At 66.5% G+C, this 14,194-nt stretch carries 11 protein-coding genes; 1 reads left to right on the top strand and 10 read right to left on the bottom strand.

Annotated features, from left to right (window positions below; translation table 11 throughout):
* Positions 1-10: 10 nt before the first annotated feature.
* On the bottom strand, positions 11-1,003 hold the full coding sequence (locus tag KUV38_RS03605) for an iron-siderophore ABC transporter substrate-binding protein (protein WP_222468737.1): 993 nt from the start codon (positions 1,001-1,003) through the stop codon (positions 11-13).
* Between the two features lie 295 nt (positions 1,004-1,298).
* On the opposite strand from KUV38_RS03605, the gene KUV38_RS03600 reads away from it, so the two are divergent.
* Positions 1,299-3,413, top strand: coding sequence for a TonB-dependent siderophore receptor (locus KUV38_RS03600; protein WP_315898591.1), 2,115 nt, complete (start codon positions 1,299-1,301; stop codon positions 3,411-3,413).
* A 67-nt stretch (positions 3,414-3,480) separates the two neighbouring features.
* On the opposite strand, the gene KUV38_RS03595 is transcribed toward KUV38_RS03600, so the two are convergent.
* The 9 genes from KUV38_RS03595 to KUV38_RS03555 all read right to left on the bottom strand — a co-directional run bounded on the left by KUV38_RS03595 (position 3,481) and on the right by KUV38_RS03555 (position 14,130).
* A complete protein-coding gene (locus KUV38_RS03595; RefSeq protein WP_261385495.1) occupies positions 3,481-4,359 on the bottom strand; it encodes a helix-turn-helix transcriptional regulator in 879 nt (292 codons plus the stop codon).
* 249 nt (positions 4,360-4,608) lie between these two features.
* Positions 4,609-4,809, bottom strand: a complete 201-nt coding sequence (locus KUV38_RS03590; protein ID WP_222468735.1) for a helix-turn-helix transcriptional regulator — start codon at positions 4,807-4,809, stop codon at positions 4,609-4,611.
* Entirely contained in the window at positions 4,806-5,174 is a 369-nt protein-coding gene (locus tag KUV38_RS03585; RefSeq protein ID WP_222468734.1) for a hypothetical protein, read from the bottom strand. Before KUV38_RS03585 ends, KUV38_RS03590 begins: the two co-directional genes overlap by 4 nt.
* Positions 5,175-5,264: 90 nt before the next feature.
* Positions 5,265-6,032 (bottom strand): ABC transporter ATP-binding protein, encoded by a 768-nt coding sequence (locus tag KUV38_RS03580; RefSeq protein ID WP_222468733.1) that lies wholly within the window; start codon positions 6,030-6,032, stop codon positions 5,265-5,267.
* Positions 6,029-8,005, bottom strand: a complete 1,977-nt coding sequence (gene fhuB, locus KUV38_RS03575; RefSeq protein WP_222468732.1) for a Fe(3+)-hydroxamate ABC transporter permease FhuB — start codon at positions 8,003-8,005, stop codon at positions 6,029-6,031. Before fhuB ends, KUV38_RS03580 begins: the two co-directional genes overlap by 4 nt.
* Positions 8,002-8,895, bottom strand: coding sequence for an ABC transporter substrate-binding protein (locus KUV38_RS03570; protein ID WP_222468731.1), 894 nt, complete (start codon positions 8,893-8,895; stop codon positions 8,002-8,004). The genes fhuB and KUV38_RS03570 overlap by 4 nt, the downstream gene beginning before the upstream one ends.
* On the bottom strand, positions 8,889-10,976 hold the full coding sequence (locus tag KUV38_RS03565) for a TonB-dependent siderophore receptor (RefSeq protein ID WP_222468730.1): 2,088 nt from the start codon (positions 10,974-10,976) through the stop codon (positions 8,889-8,891). Before KUV38_RS03565 ends, KUV38_RS03570 begins: the two co-directional genes overlap by 7 nt.
* Positions 10,977-11,189: 213 nt before the next feature.
* Positions 11,190-12,242, bottom strand: coding sequence for a 2,3-butanediol dehydrogenase (locus tag KUV38_RS03560; RefSeq protein ID WP_222468729.1), 1,053 nt, complete (start codon positions 12,240-12,242; stop codon positions 11,190-11,192).
* Positions 12,243-12,330: 88 nt separating this feature from the next.
* The gene (locus tag KUV38_RS03555) at positions 12,331-14,130 is read right to left on the bottom strand and encodes an NAD(P)/FAD-dependent oxidoreductase (RefSeq protein WP_222468728.1); all 1,800 of its coding nucleotides are present in this window, start codon (positions 14,128-14,130) and stop codon (positions 12,331-12,333) included.
* Positions 14,131-14,194 lie beyond the last annotated feature (64 nt).

Here is a 14,194-nt window from a genome sequence, read left to right as displayed (position 1 = left end):
TCAAGCGCGCTCACTCCGCCTTTGCGGCGGCCTCGGAGAGCAGGTCGAGGTAGGCGTCGAGCACGTAAGGAATGGCCAGCGGCGAAGGGTGCGCGGCGGTGCCGAGCGGGTCGTTGTTCAGCAACACGATGGAGTTGCGCGAGACTGCCGGCATCTGTCGCGTCAGCATGTAGCTGCCAAGCTGGCTCACCAGCGCGCTGCTGCCGTAGGTCACCACGATATCGACATCGCCCAGAGCGTCGATCCGCTCGGAGCTGATCTCACCGGCAAAGCGACCGGTGGCGGAGAGTTCTTTCACCGGCTCGGGCGAGACCAGCCCGAGATCGTGCAGGAAGGCCACGCGTGTGTCGCGGTCGGTGTAGAAGGGAATGCGGCTGAGGTCGGTCGGGTCGAGATGGGTGACGAAGATCGCGCTCTTGCCCGCCAGCACCGGGTGCTCAGCCACGCCCGCCGCAATCTGCGCCTCGAGGTCCGCAATCAGCGCCTCGCCCTCCTCGGCCATGCCCATCCCGGCGCTGTTCATCCGGATCATCTGCCGCCATTCAGTCGTCCACGGCATGTCAGGGTAGGCCACGGTGGGGGCGATCTGGCTGAGGATCTGGTAATCCTGCTCGGACAGGCCCGAATGGGCGGCGAGGATCACATCGGGCTCGGCGGCGGCCACTGCCTCGAAGTCGATGCCATCGCCCTCGTCAAAGAGCACGGGAACCTCGGCGCCCAGTTCATCCAGCCGGTCGGTGACCCAAGGCAGCACCCCATCGCCGTCATCATCGCCGAAGTTCGCGGCGGCCATGCCCACCGGCACCACCCCGAGCGCCAGCGGCACCTCGTGGTTGGACCAGTTCACCGTGGCCACACGCAGGGGCTTTTCAGGCACCACAGTGGTGCCATAGGCGTGCTCGACCTCGACCGGCCAAGCGGCTTGGGCCGCAAGGGGCGCAGCGATGCCGAGCCACAGGGCAAAGGCGCAGAGATATCTGGGGCCGAGGCGCAAGACCTGCATTGTGTTTCTCCCGAGAACGGGCGGACGCCCCGCCAGCGTTGGTGAGTGCGGTCTAACGGAGCGCAGCCGGGCTTTCACCCCCAATCCCAACTCTTTTAGTCAGAAAATGCCAAAAACCGGAGTCTCCTCCAAGATTTGGCAAAAGGCATCCGGTAAGTCTGCGGCTGAAATGATGGCATTCTCCCCTCCTGCGCGCCTTGTGCCGCAGGTGTGGCGCGTGCCTGCCGCCACCCGCCCTGCGGTCAGCCACCTTGCCGCGACCCTTGGCCAAAACAACAACAGGAGCCAACCTGACGTGACCAGACTTTCCCCCTCCCCTCGCCTTGCCCGGCTGATGGCCACCAGTGCTGCAACAGCCTTGCTGGCCGCCTTCCCGGCCCAGTCGCAAGACGCCCCGGCGTTCGAGCTCAGCACGATTTTCGTGGAGAGCAGCGGCCCGGGCGATGCCGACAGTGAAACCACCGTGGCGAGCCAGATCAGCTCGGGCAGCGGCCTGCCGAATGACATTCTGGACAGCTCGGCCACGGTTTCGGTCGTGACCTCGGCAGAGATCGAGCGGCGCGGCGCCTCAACCACCGAGCAGGTGCTGCAATACACCTCCGGGGTGACGACCGACTTTTACGGGCGGGATGACCGCTATGACTTCTTCAAGATCCGCGGCTACGACGCCACCACTTACCGCGACGGCCTGCTGATCGGCGATGCCTTCGGCGGCGTGCGCGAAGAGCCCTTCGCCTTTGACCGGGTGGAGGTGCTGAAGGGCGCCAACTCCACCGCCTTCGGCCTGTCGGACCCCGGCGGCGCGGTGAACTTTGTCACCAAGAGCCCCACCGGCGAGCGCCTGCGCGAGATTTACGGCACACTCGGCAGCTTCAACCACAAGGAGCTGGGCTTCGACATGGGCGACAGCTTCGGCGAGGGCAGTCCGTTCTCGTGGCGGCTGACCGGCAAGATCAAGGACGGTGAGGCCGAGACCGATTCGTCCAACGATGATGAGAGCTTCTTCATGGCGGGCCTTGCGTGGCGGCCGACCGATTACACCACTGTCAGCCTCGTTTATGACAAGCTCTATCGCGACGGCTACCCCAACAGCTCCGGCTATCCGGCCAATGGCGACGAGTTCGACCGTTCGCTCTTTCTTGGCGAGCCCGACTTCAACTATCTCGGCACCGACCGAGACACCCTGACCCTGAAGCTCGAGCATGACTTCGGCAACGGGCTGAGCTTTGGCTCGACGGCCCGCTATACCAAGGGCACGGGCGGCTTTGGCTACGTCTTCCTCGGCGCGACCACCGGGGCGACGACGGTTTCGCGCTACTACTTCGCCAATGCCTCCGAGTTCGAAAACCTCGTGGTCGACGCGCACCTGCTCTACGAGACCGATATCGGCAATGTGCACAGCCGGACCATGGTGGGTGTGGAGTTCCGCGACAACTATCGCGAGAACAAGCTCTGGTACACCGCCGCCGCCGATATCGACTTTACCGATCCGACCTATACCGGCGGGCTCGATCTGGGCAGCACGGCGCCCTATCAGGACACCACCAACAAGGTGCAGGCCAAGTCGCTTTACCTGCAGCAGGAGTTCTCTTGGGATCGGCTGATCGCGCAGGTTGGCCTGCGTCAGGACTGGATCGATCAGGAGCAGATCTACCACATCGCCGGGATGAGCCTTCCGATCTCCGGCGAGTTCGAGGAAACCTCGCTGCGCGCCGGGCTGACCTACAAGTTCACGCCCGAGCTTTCGCTCTACGGCAGCTACGCGGAATCCGTGGTGCCCGCCTCCTTCAGCACGGCTTATGGCTACGGGCTGGAGCCGGAGCGCGGCAAGCAGTGGGAGCTGGGCCTCAAGTACCGGCCCGATGGCATGCGCGCGCTGTTCACGGCCGCGATCTTCGATCTGAGCAAGTTCAACCAGACGGTCACCAACCCCGACACGCTGCTCGACGAACCCATCGGCGAAAGCCGGGTGCGCGGGCTCGAACTGGAGGCCAAGGCCGAGATCAACGACCAGCTCTCCTTTACCGGCGCCTATACCTACCTTGAAAGCGAGATCGTCCAGTCGGACAGCGGCGGCAACAATGGCAACGAGCTGCCGCACACGCCGAAGCATCAGGCCTCGCTCTGGGTCAACTACCTCGTCCCCGGCGCGGGCGGGCGTGGCGACCTCGATCTCGGGCTGGGCGCCCGCTACACCGGCGAATACTGGACCTCGACAGCCAATACCGACCGGATCGACGCGGCTTGGGTCTTCGATGCCGCCGTGGGCTACCAGATTGCCGACAACACCGCGGTGCGCCTGACCGTGACCAACCTGTTCGACGAGCAGCACATCGCGCAAAAGGGCTTTTCGGCCAATTACTACAACCCCGGGCGTGAGTGGAGCCTGACGCTGAACCACACCTGGTAAGGCCGCCCTGCCCGCCCCGCCCGGTCGTTTCCCCCGGGCGGGGCGGGCAGCAGGCCCAAGGGCGCGCCTAGCTGGCGCGCGCTTCGCGTCTCCAGGCCGAGGGTGTTGTGCCCTCGTAGCGCCGGAACACGCGGGTCAGGTGGCCCTGATCCGAAAAGTCGTAGCGCAGGGCGATGTCTGCGAGGCTCTCGTCGCTCCGCAGCAGGCTCTCCTTCACCATCGAGATCCGCAGCTCCTGCTGCCACTGCAAGGGCGTCTTGCCCGTGGTCTTCTTGAAGGCGTGGCAGAACCACCCTTCGGAGAGGCCCACGGCCTGGCTCAGCTCTGCATTGGTCAGCCGCCCCTTGCCCCCGGAGATCAGCTGCCGCAGGCGGCGCATCTGGTTGGGCGTCAGCCCGCCCTGCGTGGTTATCTCAGCAGGTTCGGCCTCTGGCGGGTCGATCAGCCCGGTCAGCAGGGCGATGGCGAGGCTTTCGGCAAAATACGGCCCCCGGCTCGGCGCGGCGATCTCTTCGGTCAGCGCGGTGGCAAGAGCCGCAAGCGCGCCGACATCCTGCACCTCGACCGGCAGGCGCAGCGCGGCTTCGGCCTCCTTCTCGCCGAACATCGGGGCCAGCCTCCGCACGAGCCAGCCGCGGTTCAGGTGCAGATCAAGATGCGAAAACTCGTGCCGCGCGTGAAACTGCGTCCACATCGGCACCCCGGCAGGCACGTAAAGCGCCCGAAGCATCGGCCGCCACTGCGGCCCCGGCTCGGCCTCCTGCTCCGAAAAGGTGATCCGGTGCGACACATCGTTGAAAAACAGCATGACCCGCGGATCGGGCGAGCGGTAATAGCCGCGCGCACCGGGCTCGCCCTGCGCCTCCCAATGCACGGCGCACATGCCCTCGTAAGAGCGCCACTGCACCGGCGCCGTGCTCCGAATGCCATCTGTCTGGCAGATCATGGAATGCATGAACCCCACGGCGGTTCCTTTCCGACCGGGATGTTGGAGGGATGGCTGGCAGCGCCGGGGGCGGATGCGGGCTGGGCGGCAGACCGAACGGGCGCTGCCTGCGTAAAAGCTAGGCCGGTCTTACTGGGCTTGCAAGACAGGCGCTACCCCTGCTCTGGCGCGCGGGGTGGTGGGGCCACGCCTGCCCCGGGGCATGGGGCTTCGCGCGTGGCGGATGCGCCCTTGCGCCCGTGGCAGGCTTCAATCGTCCGGGTCCGGCTGAAACAGGTCCTCGATCGTCACCCCGAAATGCCGCGCGATTTTGAAGGCCAGCGGAAGGCTGGGGTCGTAACGGCCCCGCTCGATCGCGTTGACGGTTTGCCGGCTGACCTCGAGGCTCTCGGCCAGCGCGACCTGAGACCAGTTCCGCTCCATCCGGAGCTCTCGCACCCGGTTGTTCATCCGAACCGAAACCGGCCGATCACAACGCCAACGACCCAGAGTGCCGCCATCAGGGGCCACACTGCGAACATCGAGATCTTCGGAAAGCCGACTCCCTCGAGAAAGCCGTAGCCGAAGGTCAGTAAGGCCGTGCCCGCGAAAGACAGGGCAAGCGCCTCGTATTGCAGCTTTCTTTGCAACTCATCGAGGGTGCGGATGGTGAAGAGGACGGCACCGCAGATGAAGACGCCCGGGATCATCGGGCTGAGCGCAACCAGCGCCCGCAGGATCGGGCTGCTGACACCCTGCGCCAGGATGGAATTGGACAGGAACAGCGCGCCTACATAGGCGGCCAGACCCCCGGCGAGAAAGAGAAAAGCTCGCATTGCGACCTCCACTGTGTAAAGTTACCTTTACACTAGCGGAGCCAGCCGAGAGTGTAAAGCACCCTTTACACCAGCAAGATCCTCGCCTGCTCACGCCGGCACGGCAACCGTCTGGCCATCGTCGCGGCGCAGTACTTCCATCTTCACCGAATAGACCTCTTCCAACCGCGCGGCCTGCATCAGGTCGGAGGACGGCCCTTCGAGCGCCACCTGCCCCTGCTTGAGCGCCACGATATGGTCGCAGAATTGCGCGGCCATGTTCACCTCGTGCAGCACCACCATCACGCTGCGCCCCTCTTCGCGGCACATCCGGCGCACCAGCCGCATGACCTCGACGGCATGGGCGATGTCGAGCGCCGAGATCGGCTCGTCCAGCAGCAAGGTGGAAGCCTGCTGCGCCACCATCATCGCCAGCCAGACACGCTGCCGCTCGCCGCCCGAGAGCGTATCCACCAGACGGTCGGCAAAGCGGGCAACGCCGCATTCTTCCATCGCGCGGGCCACGGTTGCCTCGTCTTCCGGCCCGAACCGGCCAAGCGCCCCGTGCCAGGGGTAGCGCCCCAGCGCCACCAGCTCGCGCACCACCATGCCCTCGGCGGGCGGCGTGGTTTGCGGCAGAAAGGCAAGGCGGCGGGCATAGTCGCGGGCGTTCCACTCGGCGAGCGCCCTGCCCTCGAAGGCAACGCGCCCCCCCGCCTCAATCTGACGCGCCAGCACCTTCAGCAGGGTCGACTTGCCGGAGCCATTGTGCCCGATCAGCCCGGTCACCTTGCCCTGCGGCACCGCGAGGCTGATGCCTTCCAGCAGCCGCCTGCCCGGCACGTCGACGGTGAGGTCTTGAATGTCGAAGAGGGTCATTTGCCTGTTCTCATCATCAGCCAAAGCAGCCACGGCGCCCCGATGAGCGAGGCGAAGAGGCCGAGAGGGAGTTCATAGGGAAAGCCGGCCATGCGGGCGCCAAAATCGGCCAGCAACATCAGCAGCGCGCCGATCAGCGCGGCCCCGGTTACGTGATGCACAGGCCGTGCCAGCCCCGCGCGGCGGGCCATATGCGGCGCCATCAGCCCGACAAAGCTGAGCGGGCCGACCAGCACGGTGGCGGCCCCGGTCGCCAGCCCGGCCAGCAGGATGAGCAGGAGCCGGGCCCGGCGCAGCGGCAGGCTGAGGCCGCCGGCAACGCCCGCCCCCAGCGGCAGGATGGTCAGCCAGCGCGCGGTGGTGAGCGCGGCGCCCCAGAGCAGCAGCGCAAGGGCGGCCAGCGCGAGCGCGCCGGGCATCAGCACCGCCGAGGAGGAGCCGCTGAGCCAGGCCAGCACCGTCCACGAGCGCGCATCGCCCGACGCCATCATCGCCGAGAGCACCGCCGATGCCAGCGCCGACACCGCGATGCCCGCCAGCAGAATACGCTCGGCGGGCATGTCGCGCCGCATCACATAGGCCGCCACCAGCGCCAGGGCGATCACCCCGCCGGTCATGGTGCCTGCATATAGCATCGGCCCGGTGGCGGCGGTGCCGAGGTAGACCACGGCGGCAAAGCCAAGCGCGGCCCCTCCCGATACCCCCAGCACCTCGGGCGAGGCCAGCGCGTTGCCGGTGAGCCGTTGCAGCAGCGCCCCCGCCGTTGCCAGCGCCGCCCCTGCCGAGGCGGCAGCGATCAGGCGCGGCAGGCGCATGGGGAGGAAATCGGAGAAGCTCTCGGCGTCGAGGATGGCCCAGCCGCCGGGCACCCGCCCGATCCAGACCAGCACGAGCGCCGCGGCGATCAGGGCCGCCAGCAGGCCGAGCAACAAGGGCATGGGGCGGGCAAGGCGCGGCGCGGAACCCTCGGCGGCCTCCCGGCCCGGCGGGGTGGAGCCGCGCAGCCGGGGCAACAGCCAGATCAGCAGCGGCCCGCCGATCAGCCCGGTCAGTGCGCCGGTAGGGAACATCTCGCCGCTGGCGCCTGCAACTGCCAGCACCACGCCGTCGCAGAGCGACAGGATCAGCGCGCCGATCACCGGCGAAAGCACAAGCCGCTGAGGAATGGTGCGCGCGCCAAGGCTGCGGGCCAACGCCGGCCCGGCGAGGCCGACAAAGCCGATCAGCCCCAGCTCGGCAGAGACCGCCGCCGCCAGCCCCACGGCCACCGCGATGCCCGCCAAACGCACCGCCGCCACGTTGAGCCCCAGCCCCGAGGCGCCCTCGACCCCGAGCGAGAGCACCCGGAGCGGGCGCGCGAGCAGCGCGGCGGCAAGGCTCCCGAGGGCAAGTACAGCGGCGAGTGAGAGCACACCCGTCCAGTCTTGCTGCACCAGCGAGCCGCCGTTCCAGATCACCAGCGAGAGCAGGTATTGCCCCTGCGAGAGGGTCACGGCGGTGGCGACGGCGCTGGCCGTCAGCCCCACCAGCATGCCCACGATCACCATCGTCACCGGTGCAAAGCCGCGCCGGGCGCCCACCGCCAGCACCAGCGCCGCCGCCAGCGCTGCCCCCGCCACGGCCACCGGCCAGCGGCCCTCCACCAGCAGGCCCGGGGCGAAGATGGTGGCCAGCACCAGCGCAAGCTGCGCGCCCGATGAAATGCCCAGCGTCGTCGGGTCGGCCGCCGGGTTGCGCAACACGGTTTGCAGCAGCGCGCCTGAAAGCCCCAGCGCCGCGCCCGCGACGAGGGCGATCACCCCGCGCGGCATCATCCCGAAGGCCAGCAGGATCTGATCGAGGTTCATCTCCCCGGCGCGGAACGGCAGGCGCGGCCACGCACCCACCGGCAACATGCCCGTCGCCGCCCACGCCCAGAGCGCCAAGGCCAGCAGCCCCGCGCCCGCCAGACCGATCTGCGCCGCGCGGCTCACAGCTGCACCTCGGGCGGGCGGGTGAGCGCCGCCTCCAGCAGCCGTGCAAACCTCAGGGCCGAGGGCAAGCCGCCAAAGGCATTGACCTCGGGCACCTGATACACCCGCCCTTCGGCCACCGCAGGAAGGGCCTGCCAGAGCTTTGCCCGCGCCAAGCTACGCCGTGCCTGCACCGGCACATTGCCCACGATCACCACCCGCGCCTCGGGCATGGTGGCCAATTGCTCGATCGGCACCGGCGCCAGAAAGCTGAAGCGCGTCTGCCCCTCCCAAGCGTTCGCCAGTCCGAGGCGCGCGGCGACCGAGCCAAAGAGGCTGTCGAACCCGAAGGCGCGCAGGTGGCGCGCATCGCCGATGTTGATGAGGCAGAGCGGCCGGTCGGAAAACGGGGCAACGGCGGTGGCGATCCGTGAGAGCTCCTCCTCGGCCGCAGCCTCGGCGCGTGTCGCCGCCGACGGGTCATCTATGGCCCCGGCCAGATCATGCAGGGCGGCCATGACCTTGGGCAACGGCGGCTCGCCACGGGTGTAGAACGGCAGGTTGAGCACCGGCGCCAGTTGGCTGAGCCGCGCCTCGTAGCGGGTGTAATAGGGCGAGTTCAGGATCAGGTCGGGCCGGACCAGTTGCAGCAGTTCGAAATTCGGTGCCCCGCGCAAACCGAGGTCCACCACCTCCTCCGGCACCGGAGGCTCGGGCGAATCCACCCGAAAGCGGATCAGCTCGCAGGCGGCCACCGGCATGTGACCAAGGGCGATTGCCGTCTCCAGCATCGCCCAGTCGATGGCCGCAAGGCGCGGCCCGACCGGCGCGGCCCGCACAGATGAAACCGCCGCCAGCGCAAGGCCGGCGACGATAAAGCTGCGTCGCGTGGGGGCGCCGCCCCCTACCACTTGTAGCTGACTTTGGCCGAGATCGTCCGGCCCTCGCCATAGTAGCACCCAAAGGAGCCGCAGTTGGAGAGATAGACCTCGTCGGTGAGGTTCTCGATGTTCAGCGAGGCTTCCATGTTGTCGCGGCTGTAGCCCACCGCCACGTCGACCAGGGTCACCGGGTCCATCGTGAAGTTGTTGGCCAGATCGCCCTTGCGCTCGCCGATGTAACGCAGCCCGCCGCCGACGCGGACACCATTGGCGAAGTCCTTGTCGAGCCAGAGGCTGGCCAAGTGGCGCGGCGCGTTGGGCATCTCGTTGCCGTCATTCGCCCCGCTCGGGTCAAGCTGCTCGGTCTCGTTGTAGGCGTAGCTGGCACGCAGGTTCATGCCATTGGCCAGCTCGCCCACCGCGCCCAGCTCGATGCCGAAGGATTTGACCTCGCCCACTTGCCGCCGGCCTTGGGCACCGCCGAGGTTGATGGTCAGGTTCTCCTGCTGCAGATCGTAGATCGCGGCGGTGAAGAGCGCGTTGTACCCCTCGGGCTGGTACTTGACGCCAAGCTCCCATTGCTTGCCGGTGGTCGGCTTCAGCTGGTTGCCATCGCCATCGACGCCGATCTCCGGATCGAAAGAGGTGGAGTAGTTTGCATAAACCAGCGTGCCCGGCGCAATCTCGTAGCCCAGCCCGGCACGGCCCGAAAGCGCCTCGTCTTCCTGATCGATCACGCCAGGCCCGGCGAAGTTGGTATAGGTGGTGCCTTCCTGCTTCGACCAGTCGTAACGCAGCGCCAGAGAGCCGCGCCACGGGCCGGCGATGATCTCATCCTGCGCATAGAGGCCTACTTGGGTCTGGGTCACCTCGGGCGTGCTTGTGTACCAAGCCGCACCGTTCGGAACGCCGCCATAGACAGGATCCTGCCAGTTCAGGTTGGTCCCGTAGTAGAATTCGGTGGTCGTCTCTGCATCGTACTTGCGCAGGTCGAGACCGAAGAGCAGCTTGTGGGTCACGTTGCCAGTCACGACTTCGCCCGCAAACCGCGAGTCGAGGCTCAGGCCGGTGGTGTTCTCAAGCTGGTAGTTCGCGCCCCGGGTGATCTCGGTGTCGCCATTGGCGGTGCCGCTCACGTAGTGGCCGTAGTACTCCCAATCGAATTTCTCGTAGCGGAAACCCTGGGAGAAGGTCCAGCCGTTGTCGAGCTCGTGGCTCAGCTCGTACCCGAGGTTGAAGATCTTGCGGTCGTGGTCGTCCCAGTCTTCCTCGCCGGTGTAGAGCTCGCGGAGATACTCGTCGTTCCCCTGCCCTGTCAGCGCGAAGGGAACACCCGGAGGCGAAACCGGCGCGTCTTCGGTATAGGAGGCGATGAAGTCCACGGTGGTGCGGTCGGTCGGTGTCCAGCGGGCGGCGAGGCCGAGATAGCCGCGCTCGAGGCCGACCGCCTCGACCTGGCTCTTGTAGTCCTTGCCGATGCCGGTCAGCCGGAAGGCGAGCGTATCGCTCACAGCCCGGTTCCAGTCGAAGAAGAGCTGGCCCGACCCGTTGTCATCCACCCCGGCCCCGATCTCGCCGAAGTCGAAGGCCTGCGCCCGCTTCTGCACCTGGTTGATGATGCCTGCAGGCGAGCCCGCGCCGTAGAGAGAAGAGTTGGGGCCGTTCAGCACCTCAACCTGCTGCAGCGCAAAGGTTTCATAGGCCGGGGCGCCCATGTAGCGCAGCTGGCGCAGCCCGTTCACGTATTGCGAGCCGCGCGCCTCGAAGCCGCGAATGGTCGGGCTGTCGAAGCGCGGATCGACACCGTAGGGATCGCCCAGAACGCCGGGGCTGTAGCGCAGGGCCTGCCCGAGGGTCTCGGCCCCCTGATCCTCGATCTGCTGCGCGGTGACGACCGAGACGGACTGCGGCGTTTCACCAACCGGCGTGTCGGATTTGGTGGCAGACTGGTTGTAACTGGCGACGTAGCCATCGGCCTGCGTGGTCTCGTCGGTGGTGGCCGTGATGACGATCGCCTCGAGGTCGATCACGTCTTGAGCGGCAAGAGCGGCAGGAAGAAGGGCAATCACGCTCGCGCCGGTGAGCAGGATTGAACGACGTTTCGTTTGCATGGGGGACCTCGCGGGCGTTGGGCATTTGCTCACTGGCTTGAGCATATGCCCTCGCTCGCTATGGCGCTGGATACTCCCTTCCGCGGCAGAGTCCAGAGACCGGACAAGTCAGGTAATCCACAGTAAAACGCTGTGGCTTGTGTGCAACGGGCACGGGTCAGCGGCCGGTGGGCAGTAAGTCTGCGCACCGGCGGCCAGCTCCCCTCGGAGGCATCAGTCCGGCGCCTCAACGAGGATCTTCACGTGGGACTTCTCCGCGACCAGTGCGTCGAAGCCTTCGGCAACGATGTCCTCCAGCGCAATCCGCTTCGTGACCAGTTGGTCGGCGTTGAAGTAGCCCTGGGTCATGAGGGCCATCACCGCTGGATAGACGTTGCGGTAGGCGATGGTGCCCTGCAGCTGGCGTTCCTTCAGAACGACGGTGTTGGGCTGGAAGGAGGCTTCCTGCTCCCAGATCGAAACGACCAGAACCTGCCCCTCGTGGCGGGTGGCTTCGATGCATTGAGGCAGGACCTGGGGCACACCGGTCACCTCGAAGGCAACGTGAACACCGCTGGTGGCGTCGCGGATTTGGGCCACAGCGTCAGTCGCCGTAGGATCGATCACCGAGGTTGCGCCTAGCTCCAGCGCCTTCTGCCGCCGGACTTCCGAAGGCTCGACAACGTGGATCTCGGAGGCACCGGCCACGCGCAGTGACTCCACCACCAATAGCCCGATCGGACCGGCGCCAAAGACGGCGGCCTTGTCACCGGCCTTGATCCGCGACAGGCGCACGGCGTGCAGGGCGACAGCCGCAGGCTCCACGAGCGCGCCCTGTTCCATCGACAGCCCATCAGGCATCTTGTGAACCATGCGCGCGGGCACGACGCTGTGAGCGGCAAAGCCGCCATGGCCGCCGGACAGGCCGACGAAACCGAGGCTGTCGCACAGGTTGTACTTGCCTTCGAGGCAGGCCGGGCAGGCCCCGCAGGCGAAGATGGGCTCGATCGCGACACGGTCGCCAACCGAAAGGCCGGTGACACCTTCGCCGAGTTCGGCGACCGTGCCACAATACTCATGGCCCATGGTGATCGGCGCCTTGTCGTGGCTCAGGGGGTGGTCTTCGTCCACAGGCACGAAGATCGGCCCGGCGAGATATTCGTGCAGGTCGCTGCCACAGATCCCGGTCCACGCCACCTTGACCTTCACCTCGCCCTTGCCCGGCTTCGGCTCCGGAACGTCTTCAACGCGAATATCCTTCACGCCATGCCAACGTGCTGCTTTCATGTCTTTTCTCCGATGTCAGAATGGATGCGCCCGGCAGGAGGACATACCGGGCGCGCAGCGTGCCAGTGACGGCGCGCCGATTTAGGCATCACGACAGGTGATGAACCTCCTGCAGGCCGTAGACCGGGGTCTCGAGCCCCTCCATGCGGGCCTTCAGTTGCAACGCGAGATACAGCGAATAATGCCGCGACTGGTGCAGGTTGCCGCCGTGGAACCAGAGGTTTTGCTGCTGGGTCGGCTTCCACATGTTGCGCTGCTCGCCCTCCCAGGGGCCGGGGTCCTTGGTGGTGTCGGAGCCGAGGCCCCAGACCTTGCCGACCTTGTCGGCCACCTCCTGGCTGATGAGATCGGCGGCCCAGCCGTTCATGCTGCCGTAGCCGGTGGCCATGACCACAAGATCGGCATCGAGGTGTGTGCCATCGGCCAGCACCACGCCTGTTTCGTCGAACCGCTCGACCTGCCCTTTCACCAGCTTCACCTCGCCGTCGATGATCAGCTGGCTGGCGCCCACGTCGATGTAATAGCCCGAGCCGCGGCGCAGGTACTTCATGAACAGGCCCGAGCCGTCATCGCCCCAGTCGAGGTCGAAGCCAGCCTTTTCGAGCCCGGCGTAGAACTCCGCGTCGCGCTCCCTCATCTGGTCGTAGAGCGGGATCTGGAACTCGTGCATGATCCGGTAGGGCAGCGAGGCAAAGACCATGTCGGCCTTCTCCGTCGTCATCCCTCCGGCCACCGCCTCCTCGGAGTAAAGCGCACCGAGGCCGATATCCATCAGCGTGTCGGAGCGCACGATGTGGGTCGAGCTACGCTGCACCATGGTCACATCGGCATCCGCCTCCCAAAGCGCGGCGCAGATGTCATGCGCCGAGTTGTTTGAGCCGACGACCACCACCTTCTTTCCGGTCCACGCATCCGGCCCCTCGTGCTGCGAAGAGTGCTGGATCGTGCCCTTGAAGCTCTCCATGCCCGGGAAGGACGGGATATTGGCCTTGCCCGACATGCCGGTAGCCAGCACCAGCTGCGTCGGGCGCAGCACAACCTCCTCGCCGTCCCGATTGACCTTCACCTCCCATGTGCCGCTGGCCTCGTCGAAGCTCGCCTTCTGCACCTCGGACCGGGTCCAGTAGTTGATCTCCATGACCTTGGTGTACATCTCGAGCCAGTCGCCGACCTTGTCCTTTGGCGTGAAGACCGGCCAGTTGTCGGGGAACTTGATGTAGGGCAGATGGTCGTACCAGATCGGGTCGTGCAGGCAGAGCGACTTGTACCGCGAGCGCCACTGGTCGCCGGGCCGGTCGTGCTTGTCGAGCACGATGGTCGGCACGCCGAGCTGCCGGAGCCGTGCGCCAAGCGCGATGCCCCCCTGCCCGCCGCCGATGATGACGGTGTAGGGCTGATCGGTATAGCCAAGCTCGGCCGCTTCGGCCTCGCGATTTTCCTTCCAAGACTTGCGGTTCTTCGCGGCACCGTGTTCGGCCCCCATCGGGCGGCGCGTACCACGGTTTTCCTCGAAGCCCTTCAGCTCCTGCATCGCGGTGAGCAGCGTCCAGATGCGGCCGTCCTTGAGGCGCATCAGCCCCCAGCCGCGGCCTGCGGCGGTTTCGAAGGTGATCCAGGCGGTGATGACGCCGCCATCCTCGCCGGGCAACTCGCCCTCCTGGATGGCGAAGCCGCCCGGCTTTGTGTGCTTGAGTTGCGCCGCGAGCATGTCCTGCACTTCGGCAGGCCCTTCCACGGTCTTCAGGTTCCAGGTGACGGCGATCAGGTCGCGCCAATAGCTGTCGGTCGCAAAAAGAGCGCTGGCGGCCTGCGCGTCCCCCTCCTCCAGGGCGGCGTTCAGGCTGTCGAGCATGTCCTGCACCTCGGCGGTGACGGTCGAGTCGAGCATTGCGTATCCTCCTCATAGGCAATGTGATGAGGAGAGTGTGACGAGCGTGCATACCGCCCGACCA

The organism is Vannielia litorea (assembly GCF_019801175.1).
Lineage (GTDB): Bacteria > Pseudomonadota > Alphaproteobacteria > Rhodobacterales > Rhodobacteraceae > Vannielia > Vannielia litorea_B.
The sequence above is the reverse complement of the archived record's forward strand: the minus strand, read 5'-3'. Positions and strand labels throughout refer to the sequence as shown.

Excerpts from the sequence above, each read along its gene's own strand:
- KUV38_RS03580 (WP_222468733.1), bottom strand. The coding sequence starts at position 6,032 with ATGACCCTCTTCGACATTCAAGACCTCACCGTCGACGTGCCGGGCAGG.
- KUV38_RS03605 (WP_222468737.1), bottom strand. The coding sequence starts at position 1,003 with ATGCAGGTCTTGCGCCTCGGCCCCAGATATCTCTGCGCCTTTGCCCTG.
- KUV38_RS03590 (WP_222468735.1), bottom strand. The coding sequence starts at position 4,809 with ATGAACAACCGGGTGCGAGAGCTCCGGATGGAGCGGAACTGGTCTCAG.
- KUV38_RS03555 (WP_222468728.1), bottom strand. The coding sequence starts at position 14,130 with ATGCTCGACTCGACCGTCACCGCCGAGGTGCAGGACATGCTCGACAGC.
- KUV38_RS03585 (WP_222468734.1), bottom strand. The coding sequence starts at position 5,174 with ATGCGAGCTTTTCTCTTTCTCGCCGGGGGTCTGGCCGCCTATGTAGGC.
- KUV38_RS03560 (WP_222468729.1), bottom strand. The coding sequence starts at position 12,242 with ATGAAAGCAGCACGTTGGCATGGCGTGAAGGATATTCGCGTTGAAGAC.
- KUV38_RS03595 (WP_261385495.1), bottom strand. The coding sequence starts at position 4,359 with ATGATCTGCCAGACAGATGGCATTCGGAGCACGGCGCCGGTGCAGTGG.
- KUV38_RS03565 (WP_222468730.1), bottom strand. The coding sequence starts at position 10,976 with ATGCAAACGAAACGTCGTTCAATCCTGCTCACCGGCGCGAGCGTGATT.